Source organism: Micromonospora rosaria (assembly GCF_001567585.1).
Classification (GTDB): Bacteria; Actinomycetota; Actinomycetes; order Mycobacteriales; family Micromonosporaceae; genus Micromonospora; species Micromonospora rosaria.
In genome coordinates, this window is the sequence record NZ_LRQV01000059.1 from 1 (window position 1) to 17,981 (window position 17,981).

The following is a 17,981-nucleotide window of genomic DNA, read 5'->3' on the forward strand; positions in this document are numbered from 1 at the left end:
CCCCCCCCGCCACCGGCTGACCGAGACCCCGGGGTACGCCATCGCCGGGGGCCGGTGGCGGCCACCGGCCGGGCAACCCGGCAAGGTCGACGCCCGGCCCTCCGCCCGCGCGCACTCCCGGCGGCTACCCGGCCGGCGGCGCCCCCACCAACCCCGACAACACCCGGTGCGTCCGGTTCGACCGCACCGCCGCCCGCTGCTGACCCGCCGTCACCTCGATGTACGTCTGCGACGACGCCAACGACGCGTGCCCCAGCAACCGCATGATCTCCGCCGCGCTCGCCCCGTCCTCGGCCAACCGCGTCGCGAACGTGTGCCGCAACGCGTGCAACCGCGCACCACTCGGCACCCGGTCCCCGATACCCGCCCGCCGGAAACAGGAGTCCACCAGGTACTGCAGGCCGCCCCGCCGCAACGGCTCACCCCGCCGGTCCACCAGCAACGGCGCATCCGGCCGGACACTGCGCGACCCGAACCGCCGCGCGCGGCTGTCCAGGTAGGACACCACCACCCGGTCCAACTCCGGCTCCACCGGCACCACCCGGGGCCGGCCGCCCTTGCCCGCCACCTCCACCCGGCGCTCGCCGGCCCGACCGGTCACCGAGGACACCCGCAACGCCAGCAACTCCGACAGCCGCAGCCCCGCGCAGAGCGCCAACGCCAGCACCGCCACGTCCCGTTCCGGCCAGGGATCACGCTGCCGGCCGTCCTCCCGCGCCACCGACGCCAGCAACTCCTCGGGGGTGTCGTCGCCCCGCAACGGCTTGGGCTGGGGGAGCGGGGCGCGGGGTCGCCCCACCGCCGGCATCGGGTTGCCGGCCACCACGGCCTCCGCCACCAGGAAGGTGAAGAACGCGTTCCAACTCGACCAGGCCCGGTGCACCGATGCCGCGGCGCGGGGCGCGGCGAACCGGGCGAACGCCGCCCGCAGCAGCCGGGGGGAGAGGTCGGCGATCATGAGCCGGTCGAGGGGGAGGGGAGGGGTGCTCGCCTCCCCGGCCAGCGTGGCCACGCTCCGCAGGTCCCGCCGGTACGCCGCCAGGGTGTGGGGAGAGGGTTTCCGGGTGGCGCGGGCGGTCAGGAACTCCTCGATGAGCCGCTCGACCAGGTTTTCCGACATTTCGTGCATAAGGGATATTATGCAGGATTCTCATGTGGACGGAAGGGGTCCGGCCCTGGCCTCTCGGCGGGGGACCGGAGCCTGACCTGCCGGGCACCACATCGCCGACGGGACGTGCGGAGGCGACCGCGCTGACGGGCGACCGTGCCCGTGACTCCAGGTGCCACCGCGACTCGACCTGATCGACCGGTGGGGGTGGAACCTCGGGCCGTGTCTTCGTCCGGCGAACACATGCCTTTCCGTCGACACAGGCAGGTGACGGCCGGGGTTGCGTTCGCTGGAGCGTGACACTCCGAGCCGCGCCGCCCTGGCACGCCCTGCATCCTGCCGACCGGCCCGCAGTCGACCCACGAGCCCTACCTGCCCGGTCGGGGCCGGTGCCGGGGCCGCCCGGGCAGGGTGTGCGGTCAACCGGCGCCTGTCGCGGTCCGCTGGTACCTGCCGGCCTCCCGAGCTGTAGCACCGCTCCGGAGCCGTTCGATGGCGCGGGGACCGGTGAGCGCCTCATCCGCCTGCGGGGGACGTCCCCGCAGCAGTCAACTTGACATAATGTGCATTATCGAATCATCCCTGAGAGGGGGTGTCGGCGCCCACGGCGCCACTGCGGGTGTCCGTTCTGACCAGCGATTTTTCCTGGAATCAGGCCGGACGCCCGGTTACGCCGCAGCCGCGCGGACCACGGTCGAGGAGATCATCGCCAGTCCGGGCCGAGTCGGCAGGAAGAGGGTCGTGATGCCCAACGCCTCGTTCATGGCCAGCCTTGGTGGGCTGCTTCTCACCGTTGACCGCGACCAGAACCGTCACGTGTCCGAACGTGCGACGCGCCCGGTCGACAAGATCCCGATGACCATCAGTGAAGGGATCGAACGTGCCGGGACAGACAGCCCACGACCTTCGAGGATCACCGACAGGATCGGGAAACATCGACACATGTTACCTGTGCTCGATCGCCTCCTGGCGGACCATCCACGGTGTACCCGACGATCCGAGGAAATCGAGTTCGCCCACCCGTCGGCCCGGTGTGGCACGAGGCGACGGCGGCGGTGCCCTCCGGGGGCAACCCGGTGCAGTCGCTCTCCCCCGGGCTGACACGCGGCCACCCTCGCCCCGCGACGGGGTGGCCGCCTCCTACTCTTCAGTCACGTTGAGTGACTGCCACTCCCCTCGCCTGCCGCTCCGAGTGGCGAGGGGCGAACGCGGGAGCGGGGCCGGCCACCGTGGCGATGTCGGCCGACGGGGTGTCGGGTCAGAGACCGCCGCCGACGCGCAGGACGGCGCCGGCGGTGTAGGAGGCGTCCGGGCTGAGCAGCCAGGCGATGGCGGCGGCGACCTCGTCGGGTTCGCCGGGGCGGCCGAGCGGGATGCGGCCGGCGACGCGTTCGGGCCGGTCGGGTTGGCCGGAGAGAGCGTGGATGTCGGTGCGGATGATGCCCGGGGCGACGCCGTTGACCCGGATCCCGCGCGGGGCGAGTTCCTTGGCCAGGCCGACGGTGAGGGCGTCGGTGCCCGCCTTGACGGCGGCGTAGTGGACGTACTCGCCGGGGCTGCCGAGGGTGGCGGCGACGGAGGAGACGTTGACGATGGCGGCGCCGTCGGTCATCAGCCGGGCGGCCTGCTGGGCGCAGAGGACGTAGCCGACGAGGTTGACGTCGACGACCTCCCGCAGGTCGTCCGGGCGCAGCTCGGTGAAGGGGCCGATCGGGCTGGTGACGCCGGCGTTGTTGACCAGGCCGGTGACCGGTCCGAGGTCGGCGGCGGCGGCGAAGAGGGCGGCGACCTGGTCGGGGTCGCGGGTGTCGGCGGGTACGGCGACGGCGTGGACGCCGGCGGCGCGCAGCTCGGCCAGGACGGCGTCGGCCGCGAGGTGGTCGCGGCGGTAGCCGAGGGCGAGGTGGTGGCCGGCGCGGGCGAGGCGGCGGGCGGTGGCGGCGCCGATGCCCCGGCTGCCGCCGGTGATGACGGTGACGGGTGCCACGGTTCCTCCCCTGCCGCTCGGTGTCGGCGACGTTATCGGTGGCGACGCGGCGGGCGGGCGGCGGGGTGTGGTCCGGGGACCCGGCCGGTGGTGGCCGGTGGCATACGCTCGCCGCGACGGTGTCGAGTGGGGAGGGCCTGTGGCGGGTGTGGGTGTCGGTGACCTGGTCGACGACTTCGAGTTGCCGGACGAGACGGGGCGTCCCCGGCGGCTGTCGGAGTTCCTGGCGGCGGGGCCGGTGGTGCTGTTCTTCTATCCGGCGGCGTTGACGCGGGGCTGCACGGCGCAGAGCTGTCACTTCCGGGATCTGGCGGCGGAGTTCGCGGCGGTGGGCGCGACCCGGGTGGGGATCAGCCGGGACACGGTGGCGCGGCAGGCGGAGTTCGCCGACCGGTACGGGTTCGACTATCCGTTGCTGTCGGACCCGGACGGGGTGGTGGCGCGGCGGTTCGGGGTCCGGCGGCGGGTGCCGTTGGGGCCGTTGAGTACGCGGCGGATGACGTTCGTGATCGGGGTGGACCGGCGGGTGCTGGCGGTGATCCACAGTGAGGTGAGCATGACCGAGCACGCGGATCGGGCGTTGCGGGCGTTGGGGGGCTGATCCCGGCGGGCCGGGTGTCCCAGGCGGCTGGTATCAAGGCAGGGTTCAGACAGGTGTACGGAAGAGGTTGCTGATGGGTGCCGCGGGCCGGGGTTTGTCCACTGACGAGGTGCAGAGCATCCGGGAGGCGTTGGCGGCGGGTCGCAAGCCGAGGGTGGTGTTCACCGCGTCGGCGGGGCAGATCGCCGGGCAGGTGGGCCAGGTGGTGGGGTTGACCGATCCGGCGGAGTCGGACGAGTTCGTCGTGGTGCGTTTCGGGCGCGACGAGTTGCCCTTCTCCCCCACCGATGTGGAGGTGGCGCCCAAGGGCGCGGGCCGGCGGGTGGCCGAGCCGAAGGCGGAGGTGGAGCCGGTGGTGGAGCCGGAGCCGGTGGTGGAGCCGGAGTTCGTGTTGGATCAACGGCCGCCGGTGCGGCGGGAGGAGCAGCGGGTGGAGACGGTGGAGGCGGCGGAGGCGAAGCCGGCGCGGCGGCCGGTGAAGGCGGCGAAGCCGAAGGGGCCGGCGGGGCTGACGGTGACGTTGGCGTACGCCGAGGGCGAGTGGACGGTGGCCGCGCAGCAGGGCAGCAAGTCGTTGGCGAAGCCGTACGTGGTGAAGCCGGCGGAGGCGCTGCGGATGGTGGCGCTGGTGGATGTGCCCGGGGTGCAGGAGGCGGTCGAGCAGATCCTGGCGGCGGAGCGGTCGGAGGCGGAGCAGCAGGCGGAGAAGCTGCGCGCGGAGTTGGCGGAGATCGAGGCGCGGTTGGCGGAGTTGCGCGAGGCGGGGTGAGCCCTGTCGGTGCGTGTGGTGTGGTCCGGGTCCCGCTGGTGCGGGGCCCGGTTTCGTGTGGGCGGGTGGTGTCAGGTGGTGATGTGGGGCCGGTGGTGGACGGGGAAGGCGACCGAGTTGGCGATGTAGCAGGCGGCGTGGGCGTCGGCGTGCAGCCGGGTGGCGGTGTCGACGGTGGCGGGGTCGGCGACGGTGACCCGGGGCCGCAGGACGACCTCGGTGAAGCGGGTGGTGCCGTCGACGGCTGCCATGGTGCCGGTGGCGTGGTCGGTGTAGTGGGTGACGGTGACGCCGGCGTCGGCGCAGAGGTGCAGGTACCAGAGCATGTGGCACTGGGCGAGGCTGGCGACGAGGAGTTGTTCGGGGTTCCAGCGGTCGGTGTCGCCGCGGTAGGTGGGGTCGGCGCTGCCGGGGATGGTGGGGCGGCCGTCGGTGGTGATGTCGTGGTCGCGGCCGTAGGCGCGGTAGGCGCTGGTGCCGGTGCCGTGGTTGCCGGTCCAAATGACGGTGGCGTCGTACCGGTGTGCGGGTGGCATGGGAGGGAGCCTAGTGACCGGTGTCCCGGCGGCGGGTCCCGTGCCCGCCGCCGGCCGGTGGTCAGTGGTGCGGGATGTGGTGGACGCCGAGGCGCTTGCGGAAGACCCAGTACGTCCAGCCCTGGTAGGCCAGGACGATCGGGGTGAACAGGACGGCGACCCAGGTCATGATCGTCAGGGTGTAGCCGGTGGACGCGGCGTTGGTGGCGGTGAGGGTGCCGGCGGGGTCGGCGGTGGAGGGCAGGACGTTCGGGAAGAGGGCGGCGAAGAGGGTGGCGACGGCGAGGCCGATGGCCACGGCGGTGCCGGTGAAGGCCCAGCCCTCGCGGCGGGCCCGGGCGGCGGCGAGGCCGGCGGCCAGGGCGAGGGCGGCGCCGACGGCGAGGCCGACGGCGGCGGCGCTGGAGCGGATGGTGAGTGTCCAGGTCAGGAAGGTCACGGCGAGGACGGCGGCGGCGACGCCGAGGCGGACGGCGAGGGCGCGGGCGCGGTGGCGGATGTCGCCGACGGTCTTGAGGGCGACGAAGACCGCGCCGTGGGTGGCGAAGAGGATGGCGGTGGTGGCGCCGCCGAGCAGGGCGTACGGGTGGAGCAGGTCGAGCAGGCCGCCGACGTACTCGTGGTCGGCGTCCAGTGGTACGCCGCGCAGGATGTTGGCGAAGGCGACGCCCCACAGGACCGCTGGGACGAGGGAGCCGACGATGATGGCGGTGTCCCAGCGGCGTTTCCAGGTGGCTTCGGGGCGTTTGTGGCGGTACTCGAAGGCGACTCCCCGGGCGATCAGGGCCAGCAGGATGAGCAGCAGGGGCAGGTAGAAGCCGGAGAAGAGGGTGGCGTACCACTCGGGGAAGGCGGCGAACATGGCGCCGCCGGCGGTGATGAGCCAGACTTCGTTGCCGTCCCAGACCGGCCCGATGGTGTTGATCATGACTCGGCGTTCGCGGTCGTCGCGGCCGAGGACGGGCAGGAGCATGCCGACGCCGAAGTCGAAGCCTTCGAGGATGAAGTAGCCGGTGAAGAGCACGGCGATGAGGAGAAACCAGACGGTGGTGAGGTCCACGGTGGGGCTCCGGGGTCAGTAGGCGAAGGCGAGGGGTCGGTCGGCGTCGTCGTCGGTGTCGTCGGGTTGGTCGGGTTCGGTGATCTCGGGTACGCCGGCTTTGGCGTACCGGAGCAGGAGTTTGACCTCCACGACGGCGAGGGTGGCGTAGATCAGGGTGAAGGCGGTGAAGCTGGTGAGGACCTCGGCGAGGCTGACGCTGCGGGAGACCCCGTCGCGGGTGAGCATCTCGCCGAAGACGATCCAGGGCTGGCGGCCCATCTCGGTGAAGATCCAGCCGAAGGAGTTGGCGAGCAGCGGCAGGATCGGCATGATCACGGCGGCGCGCAGCAGCCAGCGGCTGCGGGGGGTGCGGCCCTTGCGTTGGGCCCAGAGCACCCAGAGGGCGATGGCGGCGGCGGCGAGCCCGAAGCCGATCATGAAGCGGAAGCTCCAGTAGGTGACCGGGATGATCGGGGCGTAGTTGCCGGGGCCGTACTGGGTGGCGTACTGGGCCTGGAGGTCGTTGATGCCCTGGACGGTGCCGTTCGGGTCGCCGGTGCCGAGGAAGGACAGCAGGTACGGGATCTTGAGGGCGAAGACCTCCCGGCTGCCGTCGAGGCTGCCGACGGTGAGCACGGAGAAGGCGGCGGGGCTCTCGGTGGTGTAGAGGCCCTCGGCGGCGGCCATCTTCATCGGCTGCACCTCGGTCATGATCTTGCCCTGGATGTCGCCGGTGATCAGCACCCCGGCGGTGGAGAGCAGGGCGACGACGGCGCCGAAGCGGGCGGCGAAGCGGTAGGCGGGGGTGTCGGCGCTGTCGGGGCGGCGGATGAGGTGCCAGACGGCGACGGCGACGAGCAGGGAGCCGGCGACGAGGAAACTGCCGGCGATGGTGTGGGGGAAGGTGATCAGGGCGACCTTGTTGGTGAGGACGGCGACGAAGTCGGTGAGTTCGGCGCGTCCGCTCTCGGGGTTGATCCGGTAGCCGACCGGGTTCTGCATCCAGGAGTTGGCGGCGAGGATGAAGTAGGCGCTGAGGTTGCTGCCGATGGCGGCGGCCCAGATGCTGGCCAGGTGCAGGCGTCGGGGCAGCCGGTCCCAGCCGAAGATCCACAGGCCGATGAAGGTGGATTCGAGGAAGAAGGCGACCAGGGCCTCGATGGCCAGGGGTGCGCCGAAGATGTCGCCGACGAAGCGGGAGTAGTCGCTCCAGTTCATGCCGAACTGGAACTCCTGCACGATGCCGGTGACGACGCCCATGGCGAAGTTGATCAGGAAGAGTTTGCCGTAGAACTTGGTGAGTTTGAGGTACTTCTCGTTGCCGGTGCGGTGCCAGAGGGTCTGCAGGATGGCGACCAGGACGGAGAGTCCGATGGTCAGTGGGACGAAGAGAAAGTGGTAGACGGTGGTGACACCGAACTGCCAGCGGGCGACGTCCAACGCGTCCACCTGTAACCCCCAGGTCGTCATACTACGAGACGTAGTAAATACTACTCGGCGTCGTAGATGGTGCGGCAGGGACGGAGGTCCCGAACGGACCCGGGACCAATGACCTTGATCACGGGGGCCGGTCGGACGCGCCGCAGCGGGCGTCCGGCCCCCGGCGCGGGCGCGGGCGTGGCACGATCGACCGCTGATGGACACCCCGCCCTCCCCCTGGCGACCGCCCCTGCTCTGGCGGGTCGCCCAACTGTTCGCCCGCCTCCTCGTCGCGCTGGTCGCCCGGTTGCGGGTCACCGGCGACGTGCCCGGGACGCTGCGCCGGGGGCCGCTGATCCTCGCGGCCAACCACCTCAGCCCGTTCGACCCGATCGTGCTCGCCGCCGCCTGCCAGACCCGGGGCGTCGCACCCCGGATCATGGCCACCGCCGGGCTGTTCCGCGCCCCGGTGATCGGCGCGGCCATGCGCCACGCCGGGCACATCCGGGTGGACCGGGGCACCGCCGCCGTCGGCCGGGCCCTCGACGCCGCCGCCATCGCGGCCACCGACTCCGTCGTCCTGGTCTACCCCGAGGGGCGGATCGGGCTGGACCCCGGCCTGTGGCCGGAACGCGGCAAGACCGGCACCGCCCGGCTCGCGTTCGCCAGCGGCGTCCCGGTCGTCCCGGTCGCCCAGTGGGGCTCCCACGAGGTGCTGCCGTACCAGGCGCCCCGGGGGATGCTGGGCGGGCTCGTCCGGGCCGTGCTGCGCCGCCCGGTGATCCGGGTGCACTTCGGCGCCCCGGTCCACCTGGCCGACCTGGACCCGGCCGGAGCCGGCGCGGCCCGGCGGGCCACCGACCGGATCATCGACGCGATCACCGAGACACTGGTGCCGTTGCGCCCCGACGAGCCCGACCGGCCCCGCCACGTCGACCCGTCCCGCCCGGTGGACACCAGCCGCGCGCACCGCCGGCTCGACCGGCCCGGCTGAGCGCTCAGCCGCCCTGCACCGCCCGCAGCACCTCGGTGACGGCCACCGCGACCGGCGCCACCGGGGTGGCCACCTCGGCCAGCCGCTGCAGCAGGACGGTCACCCGGGCCGGCTCGGCCGGCCGGCCCGCGTCCAGCTCCGCGCGCAGGTCGGCGGCGGCGACCCGCGCCGGCGGCGTGAGCTGCGCCGCGTGCCGGTCCAGCACCTGCAGCAACGTGCCGAGCAGGGCCGACAGGTCGGCGCCGGTGGGCGTCGGGGTCGACGACAGCGTGCCGCCGACCGCGTACGCGCCGGGGCCGACGGCCTGGTTGCCGACCTGGCTGACGCCACCGGACTGCTGGACGCCGTAGTTGACCGCACCGTTGTCGGACACGTCTCCCCCGTTCCCCTAGCTCTCCCGCCGCTGCCGGGGCGCGTCGCTCCCGGCCTCCGTCGCCTGCTCGGCACGCGCCCCGGTGCCCACCGCCTGGTTGCCGACGACGCTCAACCCGCCGGTCTGGATCACACCCTGGTTGAGGATGGTGGTCTGCCGGGTGCGGAACTCCGTCGTGTCGACCCCCCGCGCGTCGAGGAAGCCGACGATGGCGGCCAGCACGTGCCGTTCCACCACCTTCAGGTGCTTGGCGGCGTCGAGGACCTGGAAGTAGTTGTGGTAGTCGGCGCCGGCGGCCACCTCCCGCACCCCGACCTCGGCGCCGTAGTCGTACCCGAGGTCCTCCCGGGCCAGCCGACGTCGCCGGCTCTGCCGCCGCTCGTGGCGGGCCGCGTCGAGCAGGTCGACCAGCAGCCGCCCCGGCGCGCCGGCGGCGGTCCGCAGCAGGGTCGCGCCGCCGGTGGACAACACCTGCGCCAGGTGGCTGGCCGGCAGCCACTCGGTCAGCCGGTCCACGTCGTGGTAGCCCAGCCGGGGTGGTTGCAGCACCGTGCGTGCGCACTCCAGGTACAGCACCCGCCCGTCGGTGGAGAAGTGCAGGAACGTGCCGGCCACCACCTCCCCGCCCCAGGAGGGGACCAGGGCGCACAGGTAGTGGCGGGCCGCCCCGCGCGGCTGCTCGGCCACCTGCCGCACCTGCTCGTCGGACCAGCGCTGCCGGGGCATGCGCTCCCGGTCGGGCAGCAGCCGGGAATCGCCGGTGAGCAGCCGACCACCCACGAAGACCCGGTCCTGCAGCAGCAGCCCGCCGGGCAGGTCGGAGCCGCCCGGGTCCAGACGCACCGTGGCGAGGTGGTCGCGGACGTGGTCGATGAGGTCGACGACCGGGAACGCGACGCTCGCGGCCGGCCCGGCGGGCAGCCCGACGACCGGCTCGGCCGCCACCAGCGGCAGGGCGAACGACCAGCCGGCCACCGGGTCGCCGTACCCGACGAAGGGGTCGTAGCCGCGGTAGACGGTGACGTTGCCGTGCTGGGCGCTCTCGACGGCGGCCAGCCGGGCGGCGTGGCGGCCCTCGCCCGTGGCGGGCCGCTCCGGCGGCTGCACCCGGCCCCGGCGCAGGCGGGTGGCCAGCAGCCACCGGGTACCCAGCAGGTGCAGCACCAGGACCAGGTAGGCGGCCACCCCGAAGGGCAGGGCCAGCAGCGGGCGGCCGACCAGCCAGGCCGCCAGGGAGCCCGGCTCGTCGGTGGCGGCCACCTGGCGCAACTGTCCCAGCAACAGCACCGCCGCCAGCGCCCCGCCGACCAGCCCCAGCAGCGCCCGGGCCAGGCCGGTCCGGGTGTCCCGGTGGGGGGTCAGCGCCCCGGCGACCAGCATGGCCAGCCCGGCCAGCACCGTCCACAGCGGGGAGATCAGCAGGGCGGCGCCCCCGGTCAGCAGCAGCCAGGCGTCGCGGGCGCGGCGTCGCCGGCGGGCCCACAGGCAGTGCCGCAGCACCGTGGGCAGGTCGAACCCGACCGACGGGGCCACCGCCCGCAGGTCGTCGTCGAAGATCTCGGCCAGCGTCCGTCGGGTGAACGTCGGGTCGGTGTGCGCGGCGGCGCACAGGTAGCGGGTCGCCTCGCTGCCCGGCGCGGGGCTGGTGTGTTCCGGCGCGGGCGGGTCTGCCTGGTGCGGCACGCGGGTCACCCCTGCGGCCGGGTGGACCGGGCCACGACGAAGGCCAGCAGCGTCCCGGCCAGCACCGCGCAGAGCAGCCCACCCGAGGAGAACGACAGCGTCGCCTGCAGCAGGGCCCGCCCGGTCACGGCCGGTTCACCGAGGCCGACCTGGACGGCCGCGCCGCCGAGGGCGCCCGCCGCCGCCCCGGCCAGCGGGACGGCGAACATGGCCAACGTCCGCCACGGGCCCGGCGGTACGGGTCCGGCGGCGGCCAGCCGACGCAGCAGCCACACCGTGACGGCCAGGAACACCAGCGTCCGCAGGTTCTCCGCGAGCCAGTACCCGGCCGGGTCGGGTGGCGGCTGGGGGTCCCACGCCGGCCAGGCCAGCCCCACCAGCACGGCGGTGACCACGACCAGCAACGGAGCCAGATAGCCGTCGGTGGGCGGCAGGTGGACCCCCGCCAGGTCGACGTGCGCCTGGTACAGCGTCTCGGCCGCCCACGGGTTGCCGACGGCCAGCACACCCCACAGCAGGTACCGGGCGGTGCCGGGCAGCCCGGACGGCCGGGCGGGCGGTGGAATCGGGCGGGGCGGCAGCGGGTCCAGGGGCCGTAGCAGTAGCGGGGCGTCGGTACGGCCCCGGCCATGCGGCGGGTTCATGTCCCCATCGTCACCGTCGGCACCGGGGTGGCTACCGTCTCTGTCGGGTATCCGAACCGTGCGGGCCCGTCGGGTGTCCGAGGCGGTGCTGACCAGGGGGTCACGCCCCGGTCACCGGCCGGTCACCGGCGGCGGGGATACTGCCGGCGTGCCCCGTGCGTACCTCGACGCGCCCGCACCGCTGGCGTTCGCCCACCGGGGCGGCGCCGCCGCCGGCGACGAGAACACCGTCGCCGCGTTCACCCGCGCCGTCGACCTCGGCTACCGGTACGTCGAGACCGACGTGCACGCCACCGCCGACGGCGTCGCCGTGGTCTTCCACGACGCCACCCTGCGCCGGGTCACCGGCGAGGCCGGGCGCATCGCCGACCTGCGCCTGGCCGACCTGGCGTCGGTCCGGGTCGGCGGGGCGGCCCTGGTCCCCCGCCTCGACGAGGTGCTCGCCGCCTGGCCGCAGGTGCGGTTCAACGTCGACGTCAAGGCCGACGGCGGGGTCGAGCCCACCGTCGCCGCCGTCGCGCGCACCGGCGCCGGCGACCGGGTGCTGCTCGCCTCGTTCAGCGACGCCCGGCTGGGTCGGCTGCGCACGCTCACCGGCGGGCGGATCGCCACCGGGCTGGGCATGCGGGGGGTCGCCGCGCTGCGCCTGGCCTCGCTGGCCGGCCGCCGGCTGCGGCTGCCCCCGTCGGTGGTGGCCGCGCAGGTGCCGGTGCGCTACGGCCGGGTCCGGGTGCTCGACCGCCGGTTCCTCGCCCACGCCCACCGGCACGGCCTCCAGGTGCACGTCTGGACGATCGACGAACCCACCGAGATGCACGACTTACTTGATCTCGGGGTGGATGGCATCATGACCGATCACGTCGGCGTGCTGCGCGACGTCTACCACAGTCGCGGCCACTGGGCCGCCTGACAACCCGAGGACCCCCCATTGGCCGAGACGGTCACCCCCACCCCCCGGACCGCACCGGGCAGCACCCGCCGCGAGCGCACCGGCTGGTACTTCTACGACTGGGCCATGTCGGCCTTCTCGACGACCGTGCTGACCGTGTTCCTCGGCCCGTTCCTGACCAGCGTCGCGAAGCTCGCCGCCGGTTGCGACCTCGGCGCCGACGACTGCACCGGGTACGTGTACCCGCTGGGCATCACGGTCGCCGCCGGGTCGTACTTCCCGTACCTGGTGTCGGCGTCGGTGTTCCTCACCGTCTTCGTGCTGCCGGTCGTCGGGGCGATCGCCGACCGGTCGGCGCACAAGAAGCGGCTGCTGGCCGTCGCCGCGTTCGTCGGGGCCGGCGCCACCATCGGCATGGTCTTCGTCACCGGGGACCGGTACCTGCTCGGCGGGGCCCTGTTCATGGTCGCCAACATCGCGTTCGGCGCCGGGGTGGTGGTCTACAACTCGTTCCTGCCCCAGTTGGGCGGGCCCGACGACCGCGACGGCATCTCCAGCCGGGGCTGGGCCCTCGGGTACCTCGGTGGTGGGCTGCTGCTGGCGCTGAACCTGGTCGTGGTGATGATGTTCAGCCGCGACGGCGACGGGCAGCGCACCCTGGACCTGGCCCGCGCCTCGATCGTGTCGGCCGGGGTGTGGTGGGCGCTGTTCACCCTGGTCCCGCTGCGCTGGCTGCGGGAACGCCCCACCGCCGAGGCGACCGCCGCCCACGGTGGCAGCGTGCTCGTCGACGGGTTCCGGCAGCTCGGCCGGACCCTGCGCCAGATCCGGGCGTACCCGTTGACCCTGTTCTTCCTGCTGGCGTTCCTGGTCTACAACGACGGCATTCAGACGGTCATCGCGCTGGCCAGCCAGTACGGCACCGAGGAGCTGAAGCTGGAGCAGGGCACCCTGATCGTGACGATCCTGCTGGTGCAGTTCCTCGCCTTCGGCGGGGCGCTGCTGCTCGGCGCGCTGGCCAAGCGGATCGGCGCGTGGAAGACCGTCCTGCTCAGCCTGGTGCTGTGGACCGGCGTGATCCTCGCCGCGTTCTGGCTGCCCGCCGAGGCGCCGGTGCCGTTCATGATCCTCGGGGCGATGATCGGTCTGGTGCTCGGCGGCAGCCAGGCGCTGAGCCGGTCGCTGTTCAGCCAGCTCATCCCCGAGGGCAAGGAGGGCGAGTACTACGGCTTCTACGAGATCAGCGACAAGGGCACCAGTTGGCTCGGCCCGCTCGCCTTCGGTCTGGTGTTCCAGCTCACCAACTCCTACCGGGTGGGCCTGGTCTCCCTGCTGATCTTCTTCGTGGTCGGGTTCGCGCTGCTGGCCGCCGTGCCGATCCGCCGGGCCATCGTCGCCGCCGGCAACACCCCGCCCCGGGTGCTGTAACGCTGCGGACCGATCCGGGGGCGTCGATCGGCTAGGCTGCCCTGCCGTGACCGACGACGCCACCGCCGCCCCGCTCTGCCTGGCCCGCCCGCTGTCCGCCCCGGATGTCGACTCCGCCGCCTGCGCCGTGGCGCGCGGGGTCGACGGGCGGCCGTTGCACGCCGCGGCGTTGAAGTTCTTCTGGGGGCCGATGGACTGCGGCAAGTCCACGATGGCGTTGCAGATGAACTACAACCACGCCCGGCAGGGCCGCCGGGGCCTGGTCACCACCCGCATCGACCGGTCGATGGGCCCGCAGGTCACCACCCGCATCGGGCTGGCCCACACCGCCATCGAGGTCACCGACGACCTGGACCTGCGCGCGCTGGTGCGAGACGCGCGCGACGACGGGGTACGGGTGGACTACCTCATCTGCGACGAGGCCAGCTTCTACGGCGTCGAGCACGTCGAGCAGATGGCCGAACTGGTCGACCGGCACGACGTCGACGTGTACGCCTTCGGTCTGGCCACCGACTTCCGGTCCCAGCTGTTCCCGGCCGCGCGGCGGCTGTTCGAGCTGGCCGACGAGGTGGCCCGCATCCAGGTCGAGGTGCTGTGCTGGTGCGGCCGGGAGGGGTTGCTCAACGCCCGGGTGGTCGACGGGCGGGTGGTCCGCGAGGGCGAGCAGGTGGTCATCGGCGACACGGTGGACACCGCCCGGGTCCGCTACCAGGTGCTGTGCCGCCGGCACCACCGCACCGGCGACCTCGGCGACCGCTGACCCCGACCCGCCGTCCCCGCAGCCGGCCTTGTCGCTCGGCCGGTCTCTGCTTCGCGCCGGGTCGGCACGGGGTGCCTTCCCCTCGGCCGGCTTTTCCTTGCGCCGGGTCAGTAGGGGTCGCCGCAGACCCGCCAGCCGTCGCCGTCGCGGACCACCGACAGCCGGCGTTCCTCGGCGACGCCGCTGGCCCGGTCCAGCCGGGCGGTCACCGTGCCGCGCGGGCGCCCGTCGCGGGTGCTCACCGACACGTCGACCACCCGGTAGCCGGTCACCTCCGGTGGGGTGCGTACCCACCGGTCGAAGCCGATCCGGCTCCACCGGGTCCGGGTGTCCGCGCAGAGCCGGTCGTACGCGGCGTCGGTGTTCCCGGCGGTCAGCTCCCGGAGGAACCCGTCGGCGGTGTCCCGGACCGGCCCGTCGGCCCGCCAGATCACCTGTACGTTCCACAGGCCCAGGCCGGACACCCCGACGCAGCACAGCGCCACCGCGCACCCGGCCAGCACCAGCCCGGCCCGCACCGGACGCCCCGGCCGGGCCGGACGCTCCCACCGCTCACCCCCCACGCCTACCGACCGTAGAGAACCCGCCCACCCCACCGCAGCGACTTGCGCCCCCGCTCCGCTGTCTGCTCCCCACCTCGCCCCGCCCCAGTCGCGATCTTGCACTTGGGGCCTGGGCAATGTGGCACATGTTCCCTATGCCGGGGCCGCTACTCCACGATCGCGGGCGCGCGGGCAGCGCTCTTGCCGTGCGGTCGGTCGGCACCAGTGTTCGGATAGCCGTCGGTCTCGTTGGACAGGGCATGCACAGGTCGGTGGGCGGGTCCGGAACCCGGGTGTCTGATGGTGGGTTCGGGGACTGCATGTCTGGTCGACGCCGGTCCGGGGTGCCGGGGCGGACGGCGGCTGGCCCCTGGTGGTGTCGCGGGGCGGTCACGGTGGCCGTGGTTCTGGCCGTCGCCGGGGTGGCCGGGTGCGGTGAGCCGCCGGCCGGTGTTCCGGTGGCGCCGAGCCCGACCAGCGGCGGCCGGCTCCTCGACCGCGACGGGGTACGCACCCTGGTGGCACCGCCACGGGAGATCGTTCTGCTTGCCGAATTCGTCGGTGAGCTGGTGGTCAACGACGGTGGGTGTCTCGCCATACGCAGCGAACGGGGTCACGTCAGTCTGCTCGTCTGGCCGCACGGCACCGATGTGCTCGCCGACGGTGAGGTCGGGGTGCTGACGCCGGAGAAGAAGGAGATCCGGGTCGGCGACACGTTCACGGCGGCCGGCGGCTACCAGGACGTGCCGCTCTGGGGCGGGCCCGAGGTGCCCACGGATTGCCTCGGTGGGCAGGCAGGGGTGAGCCTCATCGACGCCGTCTGACCGCCCGCCGCCGCCCGGCCCGCTTCGGGTGGGTGTGAGAGGGGTACCCCGCTCTACCGTATGCGTTAACAGGGGGCCCTTCCTTACACCTCAGGAGCGTGACGATGACCCGCTACGTGCAGCCGGTCCCGGTCCCCGACGATCCGTACACCTCGGACGGGTGGCTGCGGTCCTGGCTGGAGCGGCAGCTCGGCCCGGCCGGGCACGCCGCCGCCACGGACCGCCTGGCCGACCTGGCCGCCGACGTGGTGGGGCCGCTGCGCGCCGCGCACGCCGACGCCGAGGCGCACCCGCCGACGTTGGTGCGGTACGACCCGTGGGGCGCCCGGGTCGACCGGATCGACACCGCCGCCGGCTGGCAGGCCCAGCGGGCCGCCGCCGCCCGGCACGCCGTGGTGGCCCTGCCGTACCTGGACGGGGCGCGGGCCACCTGGGGCGCGGCGGCGCGGGTGGTGCAGCACGCCCTGCTGCACCTGTACGCGCCGGAGTCGGCGACCTTCTCCTGCCCGGTGGCGATGGCCGACGGGGCCGCCGCGCTGCTGGCCCGCCCCGAGGTCGACCCGGCGGTACGGGACCGGTGGCTGCCCCGGCTGGTCGCCACCGACCCGGCCACGGCGGTGGTGTCGGGACAGTGGATGACCGAGTCGCAGGGCGGCTCGGACCTGGCCCGGTCGACCACCACCGCCCGCGACGTCGGGGACGGCTCGTGGCGGCTGACCGGGGAGAAGTGGTTCTGCTCGGCCGCCGACGCGCCGATGGCGGTGGCGCTGGCCCGACCGGTCGGCGCGGGGCGGGGTAGCCGGGTCCTCGCGCCGTTCCTGGTGCCCCGGTACGCCGCCGACTCGCCGCTGGCCGCGGCCGGTGCGCCGGCGGACGCGCCGGCGCCCGGGGTGACCGTGCACCGGCTGAAGGACAAGCTCGGCACCCGGGCGCTGCCCACCGCCGAGATCGGCCTGCGGGAGGCGTACGCGGTGCCGCTGGGCGACCCGGGCCAGCCCGGCCTGGCGCGGGCGATGACCCTGGTGGTGGTGACCCGGGTGCACAACGCCAACGCCGCCGCCAGCGGCATGCGCCGGGGCCTGGCGTACGCGCGGGCGTTCGCCGCCGCCCGGCAGGTCGCCGGCGGGCGGCTGGCCGACAACCCGCTGCACCGGGCCACCCTGGGGGCCCTGGCGGTCGACGCGGCCGGCGCGTTCGTCCTGGCCGGGCACGCGTTCGCGCTGCTGGGCCGGGCGGAGGTGGGCGCCGACCCGGACGCCGTCGCCGAGCTGCGGGTGGTCGCGCCGCTGGCGAAGCTCGCCACCGGCCGGTGGGCGGTGGCCAGCGCCGCCGAGTACGTGGAGGCGTTCGGCGGGGCCGGGTACGTCGAGGACACCGGGGTGCCCCGGCTGCTGCGCGACGCCCAGGTGCTGCCGATCTGGGAGGGCACCACCAACGTGCTGGCGCTGGACGTGCTGCGGGCGGTGTCCCGGGAGGACGCCGGTGGGCCGTTGCTGCGCCGGCTGGCCGCCGCCGTGGACCTGGCCCGGCCGCTCTCCCCCGCCCTCGCCGACACCCTGGCGGCGGTGGTCGGTGAGTTGACCGGCACGCTGGCGGAGGTCACCGCCGACCCGCAGGCGGTGGCGGTGGTGGCCGGGGCGCGGGGGTTGGCCCTGCGGATGGCGTCCGCGCTGACGGCCGCCCTGCTGGTGGAGCACGCGGTGTGGGGTGACCAGGCGGCGGAGGTGGCCGCCCGGCTGTGGGTGCGCCGGTGGCTGCGCCACGAGGACGTCGCCGCCGACGCCCACCACCACCTGGACCTGCTCGCCTGACCGGGGGTGCCGTCATCCCGAGTTGAGGGTTGAGCCCGTGTGCCGTCCGATCCGGGCGGAAAAAGTCTCACAAAGCAGGTCAATGAGAAAATTGAAGGCATGGAGATCAGCGAGATCAGCCGGTACGTGGGCGACACCTTCGCCGGGGTACGGGCCGTCGAGGCCGCCGGGGACACCTTCTTCCTGTACGACCCGGACGGCGACCTGCCGCCGCAACGGCAGCAGCCGTTCGCGACGATCGTCACCACCGACCGGTACGACAGCGCCTCCCGGCTGGACGCGCCCGGCCGGTACCGGCTCAACGTCGGGCTGACCCGGGCCGGGTACACCGGGCTGTTCGGTCCGGTGCCCACCCGCCGGGACGCGGCCGGGCTGCCGGCGACGGGACCCGACGCGACCGTGCCGGACCGGATCGTGCCGCACCCGGTCTACGCCGGCCAGCACTGGGTGTGCGTGGTGAACCCCGACGCGACCTGGCCCACCGTCCGGGACCTGCTGGCCGAGGCGTACGGGTTCGCCGTCCGCCGGCACGCCAACCACCGGGCCCGGGGCGAGCGCCAGCCGCGCTGAC

General features: G+C 73.9%; 18 protein-coding genes and 1 pseudogene. 9 read left to right on the forward strand and 10 right to left on the reverse strand.

Features of this window, described 5'->3' with window-relative positions; genetic code table 11:
* Positions 1–124 precede the first annotated feature (124 nt).
* The 3 genes and pseudogenes from AWW66_RS16990 to AWW66_RS16995 all read right to left on the reverse strand — a co-directional run bounded on the left by AWW66_RS16990 (position 125) and on the right by AWW66_RS16995 (position 3,095).
* Positions 125–1,129, reverse strand: coding sequence for a tyrosine-type recombinase/integrase (locus AWW66_RS16990; protein ID WP_067367036.1), 1,005 nt, complete (start codon positions 1,127–1,129; stop codon positions 125–127).
* 795 nt (positions 1,130–1,924) lie between these two features.
* Positions 1,925–2,044 (reverse strand): annotated as a pseudogene (locus AWW66_RS35385) (adenylyltransferase/cytidyltransferase family protein); the annotation flags it as partial.
* 322 nt (positions 2,045–2,366) lie between these two features.
* On the reverse strand, positions 2,367–3,095 hold the full coding sequence (locus AWW66_RS16995; RefSeq protein ID WP_067367039.1) for an SDR family NAD(P)-dependent oxidoreductase: 729 nt from the start codon (positions 3,093–3,095) through the stop codon (positions 2,367–2,369).
* A 139-nt stretch (positions 3,096–3,234) separates the two neighbouring features.
* On the opposite strand from AWW66_RS16995, the gene AWW66_RS17000 reads away from it, so the two are divergent.
* Both AWW66_RS17000 and AWW66_RS17005 read left to right on the forward strand, forming a co-directional pair.
* Positions 3,235–3,696, forward strand: coding sequence for a peroxiredoxin (locus tag AWW66_RS17000; RefSeq protein WP_067367042.1), 462 nt, complete (start codon positions 3,235–3,237; stop codon positions 3,694–3,696).
* A 73-nt stretch (positions 3,697–3,769) separates the two neighbouring features.
* Positions 3,770–4,465, forward strand: a complete 696-nt coding sequence (locus AWW66_RS17005; protein ID WP_067367044.1) for a hypothetical protein — start codon at positions 3,770–3,772, stop codon at positions 4,463–4,465.
* 71 nt (positions 4,466–4,536) lie between these two features.
* Here AWW66_RS17005 and AWW66_RS17010 read toward each other — a convergent pair whose 3' ends face one another.
* From AWW66_RS17010 to AWW66_RS17020, 3 genes are all read right to left on the reverse strand, one after another.
* Positions 4,537–5,001: an OsmC family protein gene (locus tag AWW66_RS17010; protein ID WP_067367047.1), complete on the reverse strand. Its 465-nt coding sequence runs from the start codon at positions 4,999–5,001 to the stop codon at positions 4,537–4,539.
* A gap of 61 nt (positions 5,002–5,062) precedes the next feature.
* Complete coding sequence (gene cydB / locus AWW66_RS17015) at positions 5,063–6,061, reverse strand: cytochrome d ubiquinol oxidase subunit II (RefSeq protein WP_067367049.1); 999 nt, start codon at positions 6,059–6,061, stop codon at positions 5,063–5,065.
* A gap of 15 nt (positions 6,062–6,076) precedes the next feature.
* Entirely contained in the window at positions 6,077–7,492 is a 1,416-nt protein-coding gene (locus AWW66_RS17020; RefSeq protein WP_211271971.1) for a cytochrome ubiquinol oxidase subunit I, read from the reverse strand.
* A gap of 187 nt (positions 7,493–7,679) precedes the next feature.
* On the opposite strand from AWW66_RS17020, the gene AWW66_RS17025 reads away from it, so the two are divergent.
* Positions 7,680–8,456, forward strand: a complete 777-nt coding sequence (locus AWW66_RS17025) for a lysophospholipid acyltransferase family protein (RefSeq protein WP_067367053.1) — start codon at positions 7,680–7,682, stop codon at positions 8,454–8,456.
* Positions 8,457–8,460: 4 nt separating this feature from the next.
* Here the strand turns inward: AWW66_RS17025 and AWW66_RS17030 are convergent, their stop codons facing one another.
* The 3 genes from AWW66_RS17030 to AWW66_RS33745 are packed head-to-tail and all read right to left on the reverse strand — an operon-like array spanning position 8,461 to position 11,156.
* Entirely contained in the window at positions 8,461–8,829 is a 369-nt protein-coding gene (locus AWW66_RS17030) for a hypothetical protein (RefSeq protein WP_067367056.1), read from the reverse strand.
* 15 nt (positions 8,830–8,844) lie between these two features.
* On the reverse strand, positions 8,845–10,512 hold the full coding sequence (locus AWW66_RS17035; RefSeq protein WP_157527519.1) for a hypothetical protein: 1,668 nt from the start codon (positions 10,510–10,512) through the stop codon (positions 8,845–8,847).
* Positions 10,513–10,517: 5 nt separating this feature from the next.
* Positions 10,518–11,156: a hypothetical protein gene (locus tag AWW66_RS33745; RefSeq protein ID WP_067367059.1), complete on the reverse strand. Its 639-nt coding sequence runs from the start codon at positions 11,154–11,156 to the stop codon at positions 10,518–10,520.
* A gap of 148 nt (positions 11,157–11,304) precedes the next feature.
* Here AWW66_RS33745 and AWW66_RS17045 point away from each other — a divergent pair, with 148 nt between their 5' ends.
* From AWW66_RS17045 to AWW66_RS17055, 3 genes are read left to right on the forward strand one after another with little or no spacing between them, the layout of a single operon-like run.
* Positions 11,305–12,066 (forward strand): glycerophosphodiester phosphodiesterase family protein, encoded by a 762-nt coding sequence (locus AWW66_RS17045; RefSeq protein WP_067367065.1) that lies wholly within the window; start codon positions 11,305–11,307, stop codon positions 12,064–12,066.
* A gap of 18 nt (positions 12,067–12,084) precedes the next feature.
* The gene (locus AWW66_RS17050) at positions 12,085–13,473 is read left to right on the forward strand and encodes an MFS transporter (protein ID WP_067367068.1); all 1,389 of its coding nucleotides are present in this window, start codon (positions 12,085–12,087) and stop codon (positions 13,471–13,473) included.
* A 46-nt stretch (positions 13,474–13,519) separates the two neighbouring features.
* Complete coding sequence (locus AWW66_RS17055) at positions 13,520–14,233, forward strand: thymidine kinase (protein ID WP_067367071.1); 714 nt, start codon at positions 13,520–13,522, stop codon at positions 14,231–14,233.
* A 107-nt stretch (positions 14,234–14,340) separates the two neighbouring features.
* On the opposite strand, the gene AWW66_RS17060 is transcribed toward AWW66_RS17055, so the two are convergent.
* Positions 14,341–14,796 (reverse strand): Rv0361 family membrane protein, encoded by a 456-nt coding sequence (locus tag AWW66_RS17060; protein ID WP_067367074.1) that lies wholly within the window; start codon positions 14,794–14,796, stop codon positions 14,341–14,343.
* 374 nt (positions 14,797–15,170) lie between these two features.
* Here AWW66_RS17060 and AWW66_RS17065 point away from each other — a divergent pair, with 374 nt between their 5' ends.
* From AWW66_RS17065 to AWW66_RS17075, 3 genes are all read left to right on the forward strand, one after another.
* Complete coding sequence (locus AWW66_RS17065; protein ID WP_067367077.1) at positions 15,171–15,599, forward strand: hypothetical protein; 429 nt, start codon at positions 15,171–15,173, stop codon at positions 15,597–15,599.
* A 104-nt stretch (positions 15,600–15,703) separates the two neighbouring features.
* Entirely contained in the window at positions 15,704–17,410 is a 1,707-nt protein-coding gene (locus AWW66_RS17070) for an acyl-CoA dehydrogenase family protein (protein ID WP_067367080.1), read from the forward strand.
* A 99-nt stretch (positions 17,411–17,509) separates the two neighbouring features.
* On the forward strand, positions 17,510–17,980 hold the full coding sequence (locus AWW66_RS17075) for a DUF6194 family protein (RefSeq protein ID WP_067367083.1): 471 nt from the start codon (positions 17,510–17,512) through the stop codon (positions 17,978–17,980).
* Position 17,981: the final 1 nt, after the last annotated feature.

What these genes read in the sequence shown, in the direction of transcription:
- AWW66_RS17075 (WP_067367083.1), top strand. Translation starts at nt 17,510, where the DNA reads ATGGAGATCAGCGAGATCAGCCGGTACGTGGGCGACACCTTCGCCGGG.
- AWW66_RS17005 (WP_067367044.1), top strand. Translation starts at nt 3,770, where the DNA reads ATGGGTGCCGCGGGCCGGGGTTTGTCCACTGACGAGGTGCAGAGCATC.
- AWW66_RS17025 (WP_067367053.1), top strand. Translation starts at nt 7,680, where the DNA reads ATGGACACCCCGCCCTCCCCCTGGCGACCGCCCCTGCTCTGGCGGGTC.
- AWW66_RS16990 (WP_067367036.1), bottom strand. Translation starts at nt 1,129, where the DNA reads ATGCACGAAATGTCGGAAAACCTGGTCGAGCGGCTCATCGAGGAGTTC.
- AWW66_RS17070 (WP_067367080.1), top strand. Translation starts at nt 15,704, where the DNA reads ATGACCCGCTACGTGCAGCCGGTCCCGGTCCCCGACGATCCGTACACC.
- AWW66_RS33745 (WP_067367059.1), bottom strand. Translation starts at nt 11,156, where the DNA reads ATGAACCCGCCGCATGGCCGGGGCCGTACCGACGCCCCGCTACTGCTA.
- AWW66_RS17010 (WP_067367047.1), bottom strand. Translation starts at nt 5,001, where the DNA reads ATGCCACCCGCACACCGGTACGACGCCACCGTCATTTGGACCGGCAAC.